Below are 18,092 nucleotides of genomic sequence, written 5' to 3' on the forward strand. Positions count from 1 at the left end.
TGATTACTCTTCGGTAGCCAACTGCATAACGGTCTTGAGCACCGAGCATGTCTTGTCAATTTCAAGCTGCGTCAACGTTGGGTGCACGAGAAACATCACACTTGTTTCGCCGAGTTCTCGTGCTACCGGCAACCGGCTCGCCGGACGCCAGCCAGTATTGTCAAACGCCTTCTCAAGATAGACCTCAGAGCAGGAACCGGAAAATACCGGAACGTCCCGTGCCGAAATCTCCGCCAGAATACGATCGCGATCCCATCCGGCCTTGAGCGCCTGAGGCTCAACAAACACGTAGCACTTATACGCCGCGTGAACACTGTCCTCAGGCATGACTGGCACACGTAAACCTTTGAGTTGGCTGGCGCACTCCCAGATCTGCCCGGCATTCGCTAGCCGACTGGCCTGCCAATCGGTCATGCGCTTGAGTTGAATCCGGCCGATCACGGCCTGAACCTCAAGCATTCTCCAGTTCGTACCGAAGCTTTCGTGCAACCAGCGAAAACCTGGGGGATGGTTGCGTTCGTAGACTGCTTCCCAGCTTTTGCCATGATCCTTGAACGACCACATGTCCGACCACAACTTGCGATCGTTGGTTGTGACCATTCCGCCCTCGCCGCCTGTGGTCATGATCTTGTCCTGACAAAAGGACCAGGCAGAGATGTGGCCAATTGACCCCACCGAGCGCCCCTTGTAACGAGCGCCATGGGCCTGGGCACAATCTTCGATCACTTTAAGGTCGAATTCCTCGGCCAGGGACATGATCGGATCCATATCGCAAGGCCAGCCAGCCAAATGCACACAAATTACGGCCCGGGTGCGAGGCGTCAGCACAGCGCGGATAGTCTGCGCGCTGAAGTTTTGCGAATCGCGATCCACGTCGGCGAAAACCGGAACAGCCCCGGCATTCACAATGCTCGAGACGGAAGCAAGAAACGTGCGTGAGGTGACAATTACTTCATCGCCAGCACCGATACCCAAGGCCTTCAAGGCAAGGTCCAGGGCAACCGTTCCGTTGGCCAGTCCGATGGCGTATTCGGTGCCCGCCCATGCAGCGAACTCCTTTTCAAACTCACGCCCCTGTGTACCGGTCCAGTAGTTGACCTTATTGGACAGAATCACATCACGTACGGCATCAGCCTCCTCTTCACTAAAAGAAGGCCAAGGAGAAAATGGTGAATTCAACACAACCAGTACCCGTCAGTTTTCATTCGAAAATATGAAAGACTCGTCAACACGAGCCCCGTTGCAATTCGCTCAATACGCTGTTCACGCGGCGACGATATTTCAAGAACCGTCAAACAACCTGGCCGGCACTCCGGCGACCGTAACCTTGTCTGGCACATCTCTGACAACTACGGCACCCGCGCCAACCATGACCTGTGAACCGATGTTCACAAGTTGTCGCACGCAGGCACCTATGCCAATCCAGCTCAAATCCTGCACGCAGACGCCGCCTGCAAGCCGGGCGCCGGGGCTGATGTGCACACACGATCCCAATAGACAATCGTGGTCGACGCTGCTGCCCGTATTGAGAATAGCGCCACTGCCTACTCTGGCATCGGCATTTACCACAGCGCCAGCAAAAACCACCGATCCTTCACCAAGCGTGGCATACCGGCTGACGGTTGAATCCGGATGGCGCAGCGTAACCAGCGCAGCGCCTGCCGCCTTAAGCTGGTCCAGTTTTGCCTGGCGTACCCGATTATTGCCGATCGCCACCAGCACTCCATCATATTCATCCACAGCCGCCAACAGTCTCTCGGTGTTGCCTACGACGTTCCAGGCACCATTTCGAAGCAACCCGGGCCAAGCATCATCAAAGAACTCAATGGTGTCCCAACCACAGCATTCGGCTGTATCCGCGACGACTTTGCCATGGCCGCTAGCACCCAGCACCGCGAGGCGGCTCATGACTTGGAGCCTGTGAACTTCGATGCTGTCGCTTCGCCTTCGGCACTGATACCGTCACGTACCAGAACTTTCTTGATCGTCAGGAAGATCACCTTCATATCCAGCCAAAAAGACTGATTATCGACATACCAGGTGTCCAGCTTGAACTTTTCTTCCCATTCAATTGCATTCCGCCCGTTGATCTGTGCCCAGCCGCTGACGCCAGGGCGCACCTCATGGCGACGATATTGTTCGGCGCTGTAGAGAGGCAGGTATTCCATCAGCAACGGTCGTGGGCCCACCAGGCTCATATCGCCCTTGACCACATTCCACAGCTCGGGCAGTTCATCCAAGCTGCTGGATCGCAGAAAACTGCCAAAGGCTGTCATGCGCTGGGAATCAGGTAAAGGCTCACCGTTTGCATCATGAGCATCTCGCATCGTACGGAACTTGATCATTTCGAACGGCTTGCCATTACGACCTGGACGAACCTGACGAAACAGAACAGGAGATCCCAATTTCTTGCGAATGTTCCAGGCAATTACTGCTATGACCGGAGAAAGCAGAATTAGTCCAAGTAATGACGCAAATAAATCAAAACCACGCTTGATCATCTGGCAACACCCTCCAGCCAATCCACAAACCGATCAGCCAACTTACGTCGGTCAAACTCTCTGACCGCCAATTCTCTGCCTCGTGCGCCCTTGGCCCGCAGCTCGTCACGATCATCTGCCGCCTGTATCAACGCATCTGCGAAAAGAGCAGCATCATCAGGAGGTACGACAAAACCGCAGTTTTCCGTGGAAATCATCTCGGCGAGCCAGCCTGGATAGTTATTTAAAACAGGCAACCCCGAAGCGATATAGTCGAAAAACTTGTTAGGCGACGTTCCGTAGTAAAAGGCCGGTACGTTTGCCAATATTTGCAGCCCCAGATCCGCGCTGGCCATCAAACCGGACAACCGGGCTTTGTTCACCGGGTCATGAAATATCACATTGTCCAGCTGTTCTTCCGTTGCACGCTTCTGAAGCGCGGGCTTGAGCTTGCCCTGCCCGATCAAAACCAGCCGGATATCATCGCGCTTTCGCAGTTTCAGCTCTCGAGCCGCATCGAGCACCGCGTCCAGCTTGTTGGCCACCCCATGCGTACCCGCAAAGACCGCTACCAGATGACTTTTATCCACTCCAGCCGGCAACCATGGCTCAGCAGGCGTGTTGAAAATATCCAGGTCACAACCGTTTGGGATCATTTCGATCCGATCACGCGCCACACCGCGGTGCGCAATGCCATCCACAATACCCGGCGACAACCCAATGACCCGGTGAGCCGAGCGATAGCTTGCCCACTCAAGAAAAGACATGGCGGCAAGGATTACCGGATTACGAATGACACCCATCGCTTTCGGCAGCTCGGGCCAGAGGTCCCGCACCTCGAATATAAACGGCTTATTGCGAAACCACCGGGCGAATATCCCGGGTATACCGGCTGTCAAAGGCGTCGTGGTCGCAAAAACCAGGTCGTAACGCTCGGTTAGTGCAATACCGATACTGCGCACTGCAAACTTCAAAAAGCTGAGCGCTCGAACGAACAGGCCATCGCTGTTGGAGTACGCCAAGTCAAATTCGATGATCTCAATACCGTCGACGGTACCTTTGCGTTTTCCACCAACGAAAGAGCTTTCCAGCCCCGTTTGGCCACCACCATAGCTGCCACAGACCATCGTCACCTGGTGACCCCTGGCAACCAGGCGGCGGGCCATCTCATAGGACCGGATACCAGTTGCTCCTTTCGGAGTTGAAAAATGCTGATGAAAATAAAGGACTTTCATGTCTACCAGTGATACTCCGTAGTCAAAACGCCCGCCGAAGTCACCTCAACCTCAAGCACCGGCACCTCAGTTTTTTGTAAGTAGTAACGAGACTCCAAACCCTGGACGAGTTCCCGCCGAACGATAGGCATGCTGCCCGCAACGGATATTCGATGCGAGCCGTTGGTCAGAACCTCGCCCTCAAACCGCCAGTCCCCAGGCTGCAAACGCCAGCGTAGAACTGCACGATCCTTGAATCCGGTGAATTCATCCCTGACCTTCATGCCGGTATCGGTCAGGCTGACATGCCGCTTATGACGGACGCCGTTGCCGTCGATGTACGTGGCGCCGCAGGAGCTGGTTCCAGCCTGCTCAACCAGACTTTCGACCTGGCGCGTACGCAACCATTCCCCGAACAGAAACCGGCTGAGCCTGGGCATCTGGTCTTGCCCATCAAATTGAACGGTGTTGTGGCTGGCGGTACCCGGAAAATAACTCAGCCAATGGGCAGAGGTGTTGTAGCTGAAGGTCCCTGCATCCCGGAGCAAGTTAATGCCTGCACGCCATAGATCCACATGCAGGGCATCTGCCTGGCTGGGGCGAAATCGGAAGCGCGGGTAGCGCAATACAGCATAGGTTTGTTCACGCCGTAACAATGCATAACCACCCTGATCAAACAGTTGACTACCTGGACGCTCCGCTATCGCCGATGGGCCAGGCAGGAGCAGCCAGCGCAGTGGCAAATCCCATTCACCTGCCGACTCATAGGCTCTCTTTCCGGCAAACAACGCCATGGCCAACTGGACCGCAGGCCTGAAGTCGCGATAGTCCGTATCCGTCAGTGGCAGCAGCCGGGCACCATCATTTGCGCCAATGTTCGGAGCATCTCCAGTGTGCTCGTCGACTAACGAAAATAACCAATGCGCGGCTGTGCGAGCCCTGAGTTGGAAGGTAGCGGAGAACGCCGGGAGCCCCAGTTTGTTTCTCCAGACTTCAACCATGGAAAACGTGTCGAGCATCACCCGATGATAATTGACGGAGTACTGGCTGAAACTGCCATCTTGCTCAATCAACCGAGCGGCCCGGTTTTCGAGCCATTTGCGCCCCAATCGCTGCCAGCGTTCGCCCTCGGGGCAACCGCTTAACGTCAACCAACTGCCGCCGACAAAAAGTGCGGCAGCCTCGGAAGTCCCGTGGTTATTGTCCTGAGCCATCGCATAGCTCAGCGTCGGCTCAATACGTTTGAGATGCAGTCGAACCAGATCCACAAGCCCCGGCAACGGGTGGGCAAACTGTTCAAGAATGACCGAACTCATCGCCAGGTGCAGGACACGAATGGACGCCTCCTGACCGCACTTCCAGTTCGGACCGCAATAGGGAGGATTATTGACACACCAATCCGCCAACCAACCGTTTAACTGCGCCGTCCCTGAAGATCCGCCAACACAGGACTTCTGGGCAAAGACCAACGTCCAGTCAAATCGCGAAGCTTCCCAGATATTCTTGATATCACCGACAGCGGCATCAAAATCCGGAATCCGCCACCATTCCCGGCCGGGATCAGGCACTCGAACTCCATTCAGCGGATTCAAATGCCAGTCAGGAGGTGCGTCCGATACCGGACATTCCCAGAACCCGAAATATCGGACCTGGGAATCCCATTGGGACGCACATGGCAACGAGCCGGCCTGTCTCGCACTTTCCGCAAAAAACGGGCCATGGGGAATTTCAGCCCGAAGGCGTCTGACAGGGTTCAAACCAGTCTTGACCCCAAGCCGATACGTCAATGCACGCGCCAGATTGCCAAAACCGAGAGCTATCGCAGTTTTGGCTTTAACAAGGAGAAGGCTCATTGCTCGCGCAGAATCCGGGCAACTTCAATGCTCACGCGCGCCACTTCGAAAATTTCATCGGAAGTGATCGGCGTGACAGCCCCGTTTTGCACCGCTGCAAGGAAAGCCGCAGCGCACTCGCTTTGCCCCTTGTTCTGTTTCCAGAGATTCAGCTTGCTGAAGCCCGGCCAGCCGAAACCTTTCAACTTGCGGAAGTTATCCAGTTGCAGGACGCGCCCGGCAGCAAAGACTTCAACTCGCTCTTTTGGAAAGCTTGAAGCGCCATTGGCCAGGTAGTGGATTGTGCCGAAAGAGCCATCCTCAAACCCCAGGGTAATCGCCGCTTTATCTTCCGTAATGGCAACAGCAGGCGTATCTCCCATTCTGCGGGCCTGAATCGAAACAATTTTGCTGCCCGCCAGAAAACGCATCAGGTCGATGAAATGACACGCTTCGCCAATAATACGCCCACCGCCGACTGACGGGTCCTGGGTCCAGTGATTCGCGGGAATCGCTCCGGCATTCATCGTCATGATGAAAGACTTGGGCTCTTTTACAGCCGAGAGCAACGCCTTCATCTTTTGGACCTGTGGCGAAAAGCGTCGATTGAACCCAACCATCAAATGTGGCTTGAGCCCTTGTTCGACAGCCTTTCGATAGGCCTCTTCAACCGTTGCCAAATCCTGGGATTCAATTGCCAATGGCTTTTCGACGAACACATGTTTACCCGCCTCCAGCGCTTGAGCGACAAAACGGGCGTGGCTGTCGTGACGGGTGACAATTGCAACGGTATTGATCGTGCTCTCGCCAAGCATCGCACTGATATCAGTCGAGGCTTGTGCAAATCCAGCCTTGCTGCCGTGTATTACACCGTTGATACCGCCGGCAGTCACAATCGTATGGAACTGAGCGCCCGCGGCCTTAAACGCCGGTATCAGCATTCTTGATGCATAGTTTCCTGCACCGATGAAGCCAACCACGGGTTTGACCGGGTCGAAACTGGCTACCGCACCAGGTGCCAGCACGACTTCCTTGATGTTTCGCTCGGTATCTTCCGAGGTGTACTGAAGAATGATACCCAGCGCCGAGTTATCCGTCGTAAGCGTCTGATAAGCATCCGCGGCATCTTCAAATGCAACCCGATGGGAGATCAACGAGTTGACCTCCAATTGGCCGCTGGCGAGCATATCCAGGACGGCTTCGAAGTTGCGCTGCTCAGTCCAACGAACAAAACCTATCGGGAAGTCGTTGCCTTGATCTTCGTAACTCGGATCATAGCGCCCGGGCCCGTAAGAACATGAAACCTGGAATGTCAGTTCCTTCTCGTAGAAGTCAGCTCGACTCAACTCAAGCCCGGTGACCCCCACCAGGACAATGCGCCCACGCTTGCGGCACATGTGTGCCGCCTGGGTGACCGGATCGGACGACTTGGTCGACGCGGTAATGATGACGCCATCCACGCCTCTTCCGCGGCTGAACGTCATCCCCGCCGATACAACATCTTCCCCTTTGCCGGGATTGCAGGTTTCGGCGCCATAACTGCGAGCCAACGCCAGTTTTTGCTCATCAAAGTCAATGGCAAGTACTCGGCAGCCCTGGGCTCGCAGGAGCTGAACCGTCATCAGTCCGATCAGACCTACGCCGGTGACGACAAAGGTCTCGCCCAGCGTCGGCTGAGCCAGCCGAATCCCCTGCAAGCCGATGCTGGCCAGCACGGTAAACGAGGCGGCTTCGTCGCTGACCGAATCCGGGATCAAGGCGCACAGATTCTTGGGAACGATAACGATATCGGCATGAGGGCCATTGGAAACCACGCGGTCGCCGGGCTTAAACCCGGATACGTCACTGCCCACGGCGCCTACAACACCCACGTTGCAGTATCCAAGCGGCAACGGCTGTGCAAGCTTCGAGCGAACGGCTTCTACCGTTGTCGCCAAACCATCGGTCTGCACCTTTTGCAGAACCATGCGAACCTTGTCAGGTTGCTGGCGAGCTTTTTCCAACCAGTTGGCCCGGCCAAATCCTACAAGCATGCGTTCCGTGCCGGCAGAAATCAGCGTATTGGTTGTATTGATCTTTAGCGTGCCACTGCGAACGGCGGGAGCGGGTGCATTAACCAATGACGTCTCACCGCTAGCCATGTTCTGAACAACCTGCTTCATGCATTCACACCAATAAAGTTAAAAATTCACTCATCACTGAGAAACTTGTATAGAGCTATCTATCCTACCATCGGATAAGACCGGGACGTGCCCGCCGACTCAACCGTCCAGGGCAAAATCGCCGTCCAGATACTGTTTGCACCACAGCTCCATGCAAACGATGCCAAACAACGTATAAGCAGCGTCTATTCGGCCTGAACGATCTGCTTCGATCAGATGCGCCACTGCTTTGGGGTCGAAAATCCCCCTTTTCAGCAGGGATGCAGGAGAAAGCACCTCATCGACCAAAGGCTTCAGGCGTCCTTGCAACCAGTTGCGAAGCGGTACACCGAAGCCCGTCTTGGGCCGATAGATGACGTCGTGAGGCAGATAGGGTTCCATGGCCTTCTTGAAAATCCATTTCCCTTCCCGGCCTTTTTGCTTGATATGCGATGGCAGTGAACCCGCCAGGCGTACCAGGTCAAGATCCAGCAGCGGAACACGCACTTCAACGCCCGTCGCCATACCCATTTTATCGGTGTAGTTGAGGTTGTGATCGGTGAGAAAATGCTTGCACTCCAGGGTGAGCATTTTATCAAGAGGTGTTGCATCCGAAGGCAGCCGCGAAAGTGTTTCTCGCATAGGCGCAAACAGATCATCGGCCGCCAACTGGCGTCGCAAGTCTGGCGCCAACAGCCCATACGCCTGATCAGGTTCAAGCCAGAGGAAATAACTGATCAAGCGATCATCAGCAGGCAAGTCCGCGTAGCGAAAAGCCTTCCCGAGGCGACGAGACAGCGGAGACGACGCCGGAAGCAAGCTTGAGCTACGGGCCAGTACCGAACGCAGCGGTCGAGGCATGCCGCCCCACCAACGCTCTTGTGCCAGAGCGAAATGACGACGATAGCCTGTAAAAATATCATCTCCCCCGGCACCCGACAGCAGGACCTTGATACCGTTCTGGCTCGCCAGTTCCGAGATGAACAACGCATTCAACGCGGCCGGATCCGGCGTAGGTTCATCGAGCAGGTAAACCATTTCCGGCAGACGATCCATCATCTCATCGCCGACGCCTACGACATGCAGGTCGACATCCAGATGCTTGGCAACGCGCTGTGCGTACGGAAGGTCATCGGCGAACCCCTCGTTTGCAGTGGAGCCGTTGTCTACACGGATACTGAAGCACTGCAACCGCCCCTTGTCCCGCATTTCCTGCGCTGCAAACGCGACGATGGCGCTGGAGTCCAAGCCGCCTGACAAGAATGAACCCAACGGTACGTCGGACACCAACTGACGCTGGACGGCAGTCCTGACCGCATCGGCAACATCAACAGCGACATCCGCAACCGTTTTTGTCAGGGGTTTCTCGGAAATTGGCAGTTCGTAGTAAAACCAGCTCTTCTCAATATGCCCATTACGAACGCATAACGCTTGGCCAGGTAAAACTTTTTTGATATCCCGCACAATCGTCCGATCACCTGGTGACCAGAGAAAACCAAGGTGCGCGAGTACGGCTTGCGGGTCAATTTCAGTTTTACTGAAGCCGCCTCGGATCAAGCCTTTCATCTCACTTGAAAATGCAAAACAACCATCATTGGAATGGATATAGAGGGGTTTGACACCCATCTGATCTCTAGCCACCCAAAGTGTTTCAGTGTCGCGCTCCCAGAATACGACCGCAAAAATCCCGTTCAAGCGGTTTAAACACTCAATGCCATAACGACAGAACAGTGCGAGCAATACTTCGGAGTCGGACTGGCTGGAAAAGTGATCCCCCGCCGCTTCGAGATGAGCCCTTAATTCTCGAAAGTTATAGATTTCACCGTTAAACACCATGACCACTCGCCCATCGGCAGAGACCATTGGTTGGTGACCGGCTGAAGTCGTATCGAGAATGGAAAGGCGCACCTGGCCCAGCCATACACCAACGTCGGTATCGGCCCAAACGCCTTGATCATCAGGCCCACGACGTCTAATAAACGAAAGCGCCGAAGAGAAATCAATAGATTCCCGCGTTCCGTTATGAATGTAGCCCAAAATTCCGCACATATCAGTTTCTCTAGATTGGGTTATTAACTGGCTCTTCGCGCTTTGAGCTCAAGAATAAAAAAGGAAGCCATATAGACGCTATGAGAAGAGCGACCGACGCCAATTCTCCTCGAAAAAGATGAAGCAGAGAGGCGACTGCCAATGCATAAAGACCTAACGCGCGGTCGCTTTTAGGATTACAGACAACTGCGCCATAAAGCCGCCCTCCTATAACCCCTAGAAAGAAGCCGCCAAACAGTACACCCAGAGTGCCAAAGTTCATATAAAGCTCACCAAAAATACCTGGCGGCAATGTCGTACCTTCCATAAGCCACTTATCTGGCCAAAAGGCACCTGTAAATACCCCGGCGGCGGTGAGTGGCTTACCCGGAAACAGACCCGAGGGTATTAAAATCAATACAACCATCAGCAGCGTCGTACCATTTTGCCACTCAAGCCTCTCGGGCATAGCATCTATAAGCACAGTCATAGTCTGCAACTGCATTAGATTGCCCGTAAACTGAGTCGCCAAAAAATGAATGAACGACAGGAAAACGCCCTGATCCTCATTAATAAAAAAGAACCTCCCTGTTGCGAGAAACTCTTGCTTGACCAGGTGATAGGCCATTAGAGAAACAAACATTACAGCCCCAAGCACAGCCCCTTTTACAAGACTGACACGCTTGACGCGGTAATGCCGAACTATAATCAACGACAATACGATAATAAAAATTGTCGATTTCTGCCCTTGGAGAGCGCAAATAAACAAACCGCCCAAAAAATATAACCAGAAACAAAACCGCTCGGAAAGTGACTTCTTCCCGGCACGGGTCAGCCGTATATACCAGGCCAGCGAGACAGATAGCAACAAGTTCTCCAAGAGGAACAAGCCGTTCAAACCTGCAAACGCCCTTATCCTGTCACTGGCACCTTGAAGCAACCCCGAGACCCCGCCTAGGATTACAAGAATAGTTGTAAACGCCAGCAGCGCCACTAACGAAAAACCTAAGGCCCGTTGCGAAAAAATCCGTGGACTTACTATGTAGCGTATCCCGACGGGAAAATTAAAATGCGTTTTCCGTCCTAACCAACACCCCATCAAAACAAAAATTAAAGCCCCAACATACAGCAAAATGGCATAATCAATAGAACTCTGCTTATCGAAAAAGTCAAACTCCCAAAACTGACTAAACCCATCAAATCCCATGATAAAGGGATATAACGGGACAATAACGCCTGCAAGCCAGATCACCAGAAAGAAAAAACCAACGCCAAAACAATCAAACGCTTTTTTTTCAAGCGGGACCCGCAAGTGCTCAGGCCCTAAATATTTTTCTTCCAAGGTATCAACCTCTTGGGTCATAAATCAGCGAGGCGGACTCTCACCGCAATCAGAAGCAGCACGGCGGACAAAACAGCACCAACCACATACCCCAAAACGCCAGCCCAAGCATCCAAAACAGGGATACCGACGTATAGAATTAAAAGAACAAGCAAGCCCTCTAAAATATTGGTTTTAAGGCTTAAACTAAAAACACGCAATGCGACCAGTATTGTACCGCAAGCGAGAGCCATAGCCTTCAAGGGCAAAGTCAACGCCAACACAATGGTATACATGGCCGTCTGCTTATAAACACCGCCCACACACACCAACCATATACAAGAGAAAAAGATCAACAGCAAAGCAACTGCGGATGAGATCTTTAACATGCTTTTGGAGAATGCATGATACCTTTGGCGCAGCTCGCTTTTATCATGGATGACCTCGACCAACTCAGGAAGGGCCCTTTGTGCAATGATTGCCAATGGCAGCAAGCCAAGAATAAGGCTCAATATAGCAATACCAAAAAAACCGATCTCGTCGGTTTTCACATGATAAGCAGTCAACATCAGGACAGGCAGACTATCCACCAACAGACGAACAAACAGGCTGGCATTGACAATGACACCGGACTTGGCCGTTGTAATTAATTCGCGCCGGTTCACCTGGCGAAAATCAAGCGCCAGAAAGATATGCGCTCGCAGCTTCCACCAAACGGCAGCGAGACAAAAGAACTCACCAAGATAACGAGCAGCCATCCAGCCTTGGATACCATACAACTTCGTCAACACAACATGCAGAATAACGCCCGCCCCGGTAACCAGCATCAGAACGAAGTAGATCTCGCGTATCGCCTTCGCCCCCTGAGCAAAGCCAGTCGTTACACGAAGTAAATTAGTCAACAACACCAAGCCACAGGTTGTAAAAACATAAGAACTAATCGCCGAGGTCAACACAAACTCATGCGCGACGTATATGCCAGCAATCACGACACCTGAAGCGATCCCGACCAACAAAAACACTTGCCGAAGCACTTCACTTTGACGAGAAGTACCATGACTCGCCGCCGTATCGCGAATCGCGATGCTTTGCATGCCCAAACTTCCTGCCAGTACGACAAGAGCAATAATTGTTTCCAGCGAGCGCACCACACCCACGACCGACGGATCAACCCAAGACGTGATCAAAAACTGACTTATTATTACCCCACCTTGAATACAGGCAGTAATAACGATCAGCTGTAACAGCTTCGAACTTTCAAACATGCTGATCAGACGATTCAACACACGCTACCACCATGAATCTTTATAAACACTATCAACGAAGCTCTCCTTTATTTCACCAGCGACAAGGAATCCAGGACATTTTTAAGCGCCACACGACGAGCTGCGATGGAATAATTGGAAGAAATCCACTGATGCCTGGCTTTGGCATCTTCAGCGCAAGTCGGCGTGGCAACAACCGCCTCCATGGCCGCAGCAATTTCTTCCTGGCTATCTGGTTGAACCCAGTAAGCGAAGTCACCCGCGACCTCAGGCACCGCGCCCCGAGGCGAAGTTATCACTCGCGCGCCACACGCCAGGGCCTCGCCGATCGCATGCCCGAAACCTTCATAAAGCGTTGGTTGAACATAGGCCAGGCAATTGCGGTAATGGTGCAGCTTCTCTTCATCGGAGATCATCCCGACAAACTCCACCTTGTCTCCTACACCCAGGCGCTGCGCCAGGTCTTTTAGTTCCTGCAGGTAGTCACCATGCTTACCAGCAACAACCAGTCGAAGATGACGTGCGTTAGCCGAAACCTTTGCAAACGCCTCAATCGTCGGAATGAGCCCTTTACGAATGGCATTTGTACGACTTGTCCAGGTCACCGTAAAAAAGTAATCCGATCCAACCGCCGGAAGCTCGCTAGGAGAATAGTAGTCTGTATCGATCGCCAGCGTTGCGTACACTGGGTTTCTGACCGGCAGGTTGGTTGTGACTTCCTCACACTCAGATCTTGAGATAAACAGGTTTCGATCAGCCAACAACAGCGAGGTGCGCAGTACTGCCTTCTGCCATAACGGGCGGTCCAGGTAACACAGACCCGGAATTTCCTTCCGGCAGGTGGAATAGTCAAAGGCCCCAGTTACAATTACTGGACGACGACGTAGTTTTCCGGCGAGCAACGGAAGCGGTGAATGCCCCCACCACCAACAAAAATAGAGATCCGCCTTCCAATCTAATGTGCCCGGCGTCCCCGACAAAACGACTTCGTGTCCAAGCTCCTTGAGAATACGAATATCGACCCGATAAAATTCGACTTTATCAAACATCTCGCGCCAATTAGCGTGAGCGGACATATTAGCAAAAAAACATATACGCACAGTGCACCAACCCGTTACCAGCCACCAGTATTAAACAACCACCTTCTGCTGATACATTGAAAGCAATGTATCGTGCAAACTAGGCACATCAATTTCACCCACCGCATCAAAGAGCTTGGCCGGACTACCGTAAAGCTCTTTAACTTCATCTTCCCTGACAAAGGCAGGATCAACTATTATCGTTGGCCGATAACCTGCAATCTGTGCCATTTCATCAATCACGCTCAGTAAAGAAATGCTGCGACCTGAGCAAATATTTATAAACTCACCGCGTTGATCAGACGTCAACAGCCTCGAATAGGCCTCCACCACAAAACCGACATCAGACAAGTCCCGGGAAACATCCAGGTTGCCTAGCCTGAGTTCCTTTTCCCCACGAGCAAACGCGCCCACGATCTTGGAGAAAACGAATGACTCCGACTGGCCTGGTCCGGTGTAGTTGAATGGCCGCACCACCAATATAGGCATACGAGAAAACCACTTGCGGACCAGGGCCTCCATCGTCAGCTTGCTCAATGCGTAATGGTTAACGGGCTGCGGTTCACTGCTCTCTGAAATGGGCGATGAAATGGCGTTTCCGTAAATATTTGCACTGCTTGCAATGATGATTTTCTCAACAGCCACCGCTGCCTCCTTAATCGCATTAAGAAGGCTTTCCGTACCCAACACATTGACCCGGTAGTATGACAAGGCATCGCTGCCAGTGACATGCGCCAGCGCGGCCAAATGAATAATATGAGTGGGTTGAACCTGCTTGATCCAACCGCTGAGCCGCTCCGTGTCATTCAGGTCCGCGTCCAGATGGTCAAACTCACACGCCAGCCGCTCCCCTCCCAGGCCGGCGACCCGCCAGCCAGCTTGGGTGAGGCTTTCCGCCAAGTGCTTCCCGGTGAAACCTGAGAGCCCTGTAATCAGTACTGTCCGATCGTTACTTTGAAGTGCCATTGCGAACCCTTCTCAAGTCAGCTTCAACCATCAACTGGCACAGTTGCTCCAGCGTCGTTTCTGGTTCCCAGCCTAACCGCTCTTTTGCAAAGGACGCATCGCCAATCAACAACTCTACTTCCGCAGGTCGATAGAAGCGTGGATTGACTTTTACCCGGGTGACGCCGGTCCGACGATCAACGCCGAATTCATTCTCGCCACTTCCGGACCAATCAATATCAACGCCTACAGCTTTGAAGCTCATGGCAACAAAATCACGAACAGTTTCCGTGCGATTTGTGGCCAGCACAAATGTTTCCGGCGTGTCGATTTGCAACATCCGGTGCATGCCATCTACATACTCTTTAGCAAAACCCCAGTCTCGTTTGGCATCCATGTTTCCAAGTTCCAAGACTTGCTGCTCGCCCATTTCGATACTGGCTACAGCATCGGTAATTTTCCGAGTAACAAACTCTTTTCCTCGCAGCGGAGACTCATGGTTGAACAGAATGCCGCTGGTGGCAAAAATGCCATATGACTCGCGATAATTAATGGTTGTCCAATGCGCAAACAACTTCGCAACGCCGTAAGGACTACGCGGGTAGAAGGGTGTGCTTTCAGATTGAGGAACAGCCTGTACCAATCCAAACATTTCAGATGTCGAAGCTTGATAGAAGCGAATCTTCGGATTTACTATTCGGATCGCTTCCAGCAAATTAAGCGCACCGACACCCGTAATCTGCGCGGTTGTAATAGGCTGATCGAAGGAAACACCTACGAAGCTTTGAGCCGCCAGGTTATACACCTCGTCCGGGGCGCAATTCTGAATTAAACGAATGGTCCCGGAGAGGTCAGTCAAATCAAATTCGACGAGGTGAAGATCATCATGCCCAAAAACGCCAAGTTCCTCTAATCGCCAAAAACTTACAGAACTTGTCCGGCGATAGGCGCCATAAACCTTATACCCCTTGGACAGCAGCAGTTCGACAAGGTAAGCCCCATCCTGACCTGTAACACCAGTAACCAGCGCATGCTTCTGCATCTGTACAACTCCTAAAAATTTAAGCCTTAAACACGTCCATAGGTATCGTCAAATCGAACAATATCATCCTCACCCAAGTACGTTCCTGACTGCACCTCAATGATCTCAAGAGGAATGGTGCCGGGATTGGAAAGGCGATGAACATGGCCAATAGGGATATAAGTACTCTGGTTCTCGTTCAGCTGAAAAACGCGATCTTCACAGGTGACCTCAGCGGTGCCAGACACAACAATCCAGTGTTCCGCGCGGTGGTAATGCTTCTGCAAACTCAATGTTGCTTTCGGCTTCACCAGTATTCGCTTCACCTGAAAGCGCGAGCCGGAATCTATGCTGTCGTACCAGCCCCAGGGGCGATGAACACGACGATGAAGCTTTGACTCTGGCCTGGCCTTGACATTCAATGCTTCGACAATGGCCTTGACACCCTGGCTACGGTCTTTATCCGCAACCAATACCGCATCAGGCGTTTCGACAATAACAATATTTTCAAGCCCCACGGCCGTTACCAAACGGTGAGAGGCGTAAACCAATGTATTGGAGCTGGAGTCTATGATTACATCGCCATGAGTAGCGTTTTGTTTTTCGTCCTTTTCACTCGAACGCCAAACAGCATCCCATGCACCCAGATCAGACCAACCGGCGTCCATCGTCAGCATTTTTAGCGTCAGACCGGCTGAAGGCGTTTTCGCACAATGCTCAATCACGGCGTAGTCAATTGACTCTGGCGGTATCAGGGAGAACGCTTCGAGTTGTGGTCGAATAAACCCATTATCCTGAACTCGGCCCTTCCACGCGGCTTCAGTGGCATCGAAGATGTCCCTTCTGAACGCGCTCAGTGCTTTCAACCAGACTGACGCACGCAGCACAAAAATGCCGCTATTCCAGAAATAGCTTCCATCTTCCAGGTATTTTTCTGCAGTTGACCGCTCAGGTTTTTCAACAAACGCGTCCACCCTCTTGACGTTAGAGGGATCTGCCGAGTGGATATAACCATAACCCGTTTCAGGACGGTCAGGCGTGATCCCCAAGATCACAATGCTGCCGTCTTTTGCAACGTCGATAGCTTTACTGACCGTATCAGTAAAGGCTTGAATATCGAGAATCATCTGATCGGCCGGGACAACAACCAGGACAGGGTCAACTTCCTGACCCACTTCATCGCGCGCATAGAGCGCCGCCAACGTAAGCGCAGGAGCAGTATTGCGTCCTACCGGCTCAAGAATGACTACAGCTTTAGAAACGCTCATCTCCCGTATCTGGTCGAGACACAGGAAACGATGCTCATCATTGGCAACGATGCATGGGGCCAGCAAATCCGAGCCTTGACCGCCGATCTTCAACAGTCGGGCAATAGCCTGCTGAAACAACGTCTCTCGCCCCGAAATTGCCAGAAACTGCTTGGGGTAAAGAGTTCTGCTAAGCGGCCAGAGCCTCGTTCCAGAGCCCCCAGACATAATAACAGGAAGAATTTTCATACAAGCCAGATTCCCCGAGTATCAACAATCTGACGCCCCTGGAGAAGTGAAGAAGGAACACTTTTGAATGGCTTGTGATCCACTAACAACAATAAGACATCCGCTCGCTCAAACGCTTCTTCTATTGTGCATAACTCAACATTCGGCAACGTCGCAGGCAGAGAATCAATATTAGGTTCTACGACAATAACTTTCCCGGCGTGACGGTTTGAGATATTTTTCGTAATTTCCAGAGATGGACTTTCACGCAGGTCGTCAATATCGGGCTTGAATGCCAGGCCGAAGCACGCAATAACAATGTCTTTTTCCGACTTCTCGGGGTGACTCGACAGATGATCGGCCACAGCAGCATCAACCTTTTCAATAACCCACGATGGTTTCGAGTCATTGACCTCACGTGCCGTTTTGATCAGTTTCGCCTGACCATCAGCCTGGCTGACGATGAACCAAGGGTCAACGGCGATGCAGTGTCCACCCACGCCAGGCCCTGGCTGGAGAATATTAACGCGAGGGTGCCGGTTGGCAAGCTTGATAAGCTCCCAGACGTCGACATCAAACTTATCGCATATCATCGACAATTCGTTCGCGAAGGCGATGTTGACATCGCGAAAGCTGTTCTCTGTCAACTTGCACATTTCTGCGGTTCGGGCATTGGTGATAATACACTCGCCCTCTACAAACAACTTGTAGAGACGTGTCGCCGCGTCCGAGCACTTGGGGGTCATCCCGCCAATGACTCGATCATTCTGTACCAACTCACGCAAAACATGACCTGGAAGTACACGCTCAGGGCAGTGCGCAACGCGAACGTCCGACGCCTCGCCATGGGTCTGCGGAAACGTCAGGTCAGGACGTGCTTCAGCCAGCCACGACGCCATCTTTTCGGTCGCCCCCACCGGTGAGGTGGACTCAAGAATGACCAGGTCACCCTTTTTCAGTACTGGCGCAATGGATTTGCTTGCGGACTCAATGTAAGAAAGATCTGGAGCATGACCATTCTTGAACGGAGTGGGCACGGCAATCAGGAAAGCATCCGCCGGCTCTGGTCGAGTGCTCGCGCGCAGATACCCCTCGGTCACGGCCGCATGCACGACTATGTCCAAATCAGGCTCAACGATATGAATCTGTCCACCGTTGATCGTGTCGACGGCCTTTTGATTAACGTCGACACCAATGACCTTTAACTTTCGCGCGGCAAAAACGGCTGCGGTGGGCAAACCAATGTAGCCCAGACCAATGACAGAAATAGTGGAAAATTCCATGACCAAAC

Annotated in this window: 14 protein-coding genes; all 14 read right to left on the minus strand. The window is 52.6% G+C overall.

Features of this window, described 5'->3' with window-relative positions; translation table 11 throughout:
- Window positions 1–3: 3 nt before the first annotated feature.
- On the minus strand, window positions 4–1,182 hold the full coding sequence (locus HX875_RS21615; RefSeq protein ID WP_177045523.1) for a DegT/DnrJ/EryC1/StrS family aminotransferase: 1,179 nt from the start codon (window positions 1,180–1,182) through the stop codon (window positions 4–6).
- A gap of 99 nt (window positions 1,183–1,281) precedes the next feature.
- Entirely contained in the window at window positions 1,282–1,908 is a 627-nt protein-coding gene (locus tag HX875_RS21620; RefSeq protein ID WP_177045525.1) for an acetyltransferase, read from the minus strand.
- Window positions 1,905–2,501, minus strand: a complete 597-nt coding sequence (locus tag HX875_RS21625; protein WP_177045527.1) for a sugar transferase — start codon at window positions 2,499–2,501, stop codon at window positions 1,905–1,907. Before HX875_RS21625 ends, HX875_RS21620 begins: the two co-directional genes overlap by 4 nt.
- Window positions 2,498–3,715 (minus strand): glycosyltransferase family 4 protein, encoded by a 1,218-nt coding sequence (locus HX875_RS21630; protein WP_177045529.1) that lies wholly within the window; start codon window positions 3,713–3,715, stop codon window positions 2,498–2,500. The genes HX875_RS21625 and HX875_RS21630 overlap by 4 nt, the downstream gene beginning before the upstream one ends.
- A 2-nt stretch (window positions 3,716–3,717) precedes the next feature.
- Complete coding sequence (locus HX875_RS21635; protein ID WP_256390326.1) at window positions 3,718–5,262, minus strand: heparinase II/III family protein; 1,545 nt, start codon at window positions 5,260–5,262, stop codon at window positions 3,718–3,720.
- A gap of 281 nt (window positions 5,263–5,543) precedes the next feature.
- Window positions 5,544–7,688, minus strand: coding sequence for a bi-domain-containing oxidoreductase (locus HX875_RS21640; RefSeq protein WP_177045533.1), 2,145 nt, complete (start codon window positions 7,686–7,688; stop codon window positions 5,544–5,546).
- Between the two features lie 99 nt (window positions 7,689–7,787).
- Window positions 7,788–9,716: an asparagine synthase (glutamine-hydrolyzing) gene (gene asnB, locus HX875_RS21645; RefSeq protein ID WP_177045540.1), complete on the minus strand. Its 1,929-nt coding sequence runs from the start codon at window positions 9,714–9,716 to the stop codon at window positions 7,788–7,790.
- A gap of 10 nt (window positions 9,717–9,726) precedes the next feature.
- Window positions 9,727–11,058, minus strand: a complete 1,332-nt coding sequence (locus tag HX875_RS21650; RefSeq protein ID WP_177045542.1) for an O-antigen polymerase — start codon at window positions 11,056–11,058, stop codon at window positions 9,727–9,729.
- Entirely contained in the window at window positions 11,055–12,302 is a 1,248-nt protein-coding gene (locus HX875_RS21655) for a lipopolysaccharide biosynthesis protein (protein WP_177045544.1), read from the minus strand. The genes HX875_RS21650 and HX875_RS21655 overlap by 4 nt, the downstream gene beginning before the upstream one ends.
- A 47-nt stretch (window positions 12,303–12,349) precedes the next feature.
- Window positions 12,350–13,330, minus strand: a complete 981-nt coding sequence (locus HX875_RS32860) for a glycosyltransferase (protein WP_256348150.1) — start codon at window positions 13,328–13,330, stop codon at window positions 12,350–12,352.
- An 81-nt stretch (window positions 13,331–13,411) separates the two neighbouring features.
- Window positions 13,412–14,326, minus strand: a complete 915-nt coding sequence (locus HX875_RS21665) for a GDP-mannose 4,6-dehydratase (protein WP_177045545.1) — start codon at window positions 14,324–14,326, stop codon at window positions 13,412–13,414.
- Window positions 14,310–15,347 (minus strand): GDP-mannose 4,6-dehydratase, encoded by a 1,038-nt coding sequence (gene gmd / locus HX875_RS21670; RefSeq protein WP_177045547.1) that lies wholly within the window; start codon window positions 15,345–15,347, stop codon window positions 14,310–14,312. Before gmd ends, HX875_RS21665 begins: the two co-directional genes overlap by 17 nt.
- A gap of 26 nt (window positions 15,348–15,373) precedes the next feature.
- Entirely contained in the window at window positions 15,374–16,822 is a 1,449-nt protein-coding gene (locus tag HX875_RS21675) for a mannose-1-phosphate guanylyltransferase/mannose-6-phosphate isomerase (protein ID WP_177045549.1), read from the minus strand.
- Window positions 16,819–18,084 (minus strand): UDP-N-acetyl-D-mannosamine dehydrogenase, encoded by a 1,266-nt coding sequence (wecC, locus tag HX875_RS21680; protein WP_177045551.1) that lies wholly within the window; start codon window positions 18,082–18,084, stop codon window positions 16,819–16,821. The genes HX875_RS21675 and wecC overlap by 4 nt, the downstream gene beginning before the upstream one ends.
- Between the last annotated feature and the right edge of the window lie 8 nt (window positions 18,085–18,092).

This window comes from Pseudomonas yamanorum (assembly GCF_013386765.1).
GTDB classification, from domain to species: Bacteria; Pseudomonadota; Gammaproteobacteria; order Pseudomonadales; family Pseudomonadaceae; genus Aquipseudomonas; species Aquipseudomonas yamanorum_A.

What these genes read in the sequence shown, in the direction of transcription:
- HX875_RS21630 (WP_177045529.1), bottom strand. Translation starts at nt 3,715, where the DNA reads ATGAAAGTCCTTTATTTTCATCAGCATTTTTCAACTCCGAAAGGAGCA.
- HX875_RS21640 (WP_177045533.1), bottom strand. Translation starts at nt 7,688, where the DNA reads ATGAAGCAGGTTGTTCAGAACATGGCTAGCGGTGAGACGTCATTGGTT.
- HX875_RS32860 (WP_256348150.1), bottom strand. Translation starts at nt 13,330, where the DNA reads ATGTTTGATAAAGTCGAATTTTATCGGGTCGATATTCGTATTCTCAAG.
- HX875_RS21625 (WP_177045527.1), bottom strand. Translation starts at nt 2,501, where the DNA reads ATGATCAAGCGTGGTTTTGATTTATTTGCGTCATTACTTGGACTAATT.
- wecC (WP_177045551.1), bottom strand. Translation starts at nt 18,084, where the DNA reads ATGGAATTTTCCACTATTTCTGTCATTGGTCTGGGCTACATTGGTTTG.
- gmd (WP_177045547.1), bottom strand. Translation starts at nt 15,347, where the DNA reads ATGCAGAAGCATGCGCTGGTTACTGGTGTTACAGGTCAGGATGGGGCT.
- HX875_RS21620 (WP_177045525.1), bottom strand. Translation starts at nt 1,908, where the DNA reads ATGAGCCGCCTCGCGGTGCTGGGTGCTAGCGGCCATGGCAAAGTCGTC.
- HX875_RS21665 (WP_177045545.1), bottom strand. Translation starts at nt 14,326, where the DNA reads ATGGCACTTCAAAGTAACGATCGGACAGTACTGATTACAGGGCTCTCA.
- asnB (WP_177045540.1), bottom strand. Translation starts at nt 9,716, where the DNA reads ATGTGCGGAATTTTGGGCTACATTCATAACGGAACGCGGGAATCTATT.
- HX875_RS21675 (WP_177045549.1), bottom strand. Translation starts at nt 16,822, where the DNA reads ATGAAAATTCTTCCTGTTATTATGTCTGGGGGCTCTGGAACGAGGCTC.
- HX875_RS21650 (WP_177045542.1), bottom strand. Translation starts at nt 11,058, where the DNA reads ATGACCCAAGAGGTTGATACCTTGGAAGAAAAATATTTAGGGCCTGAG.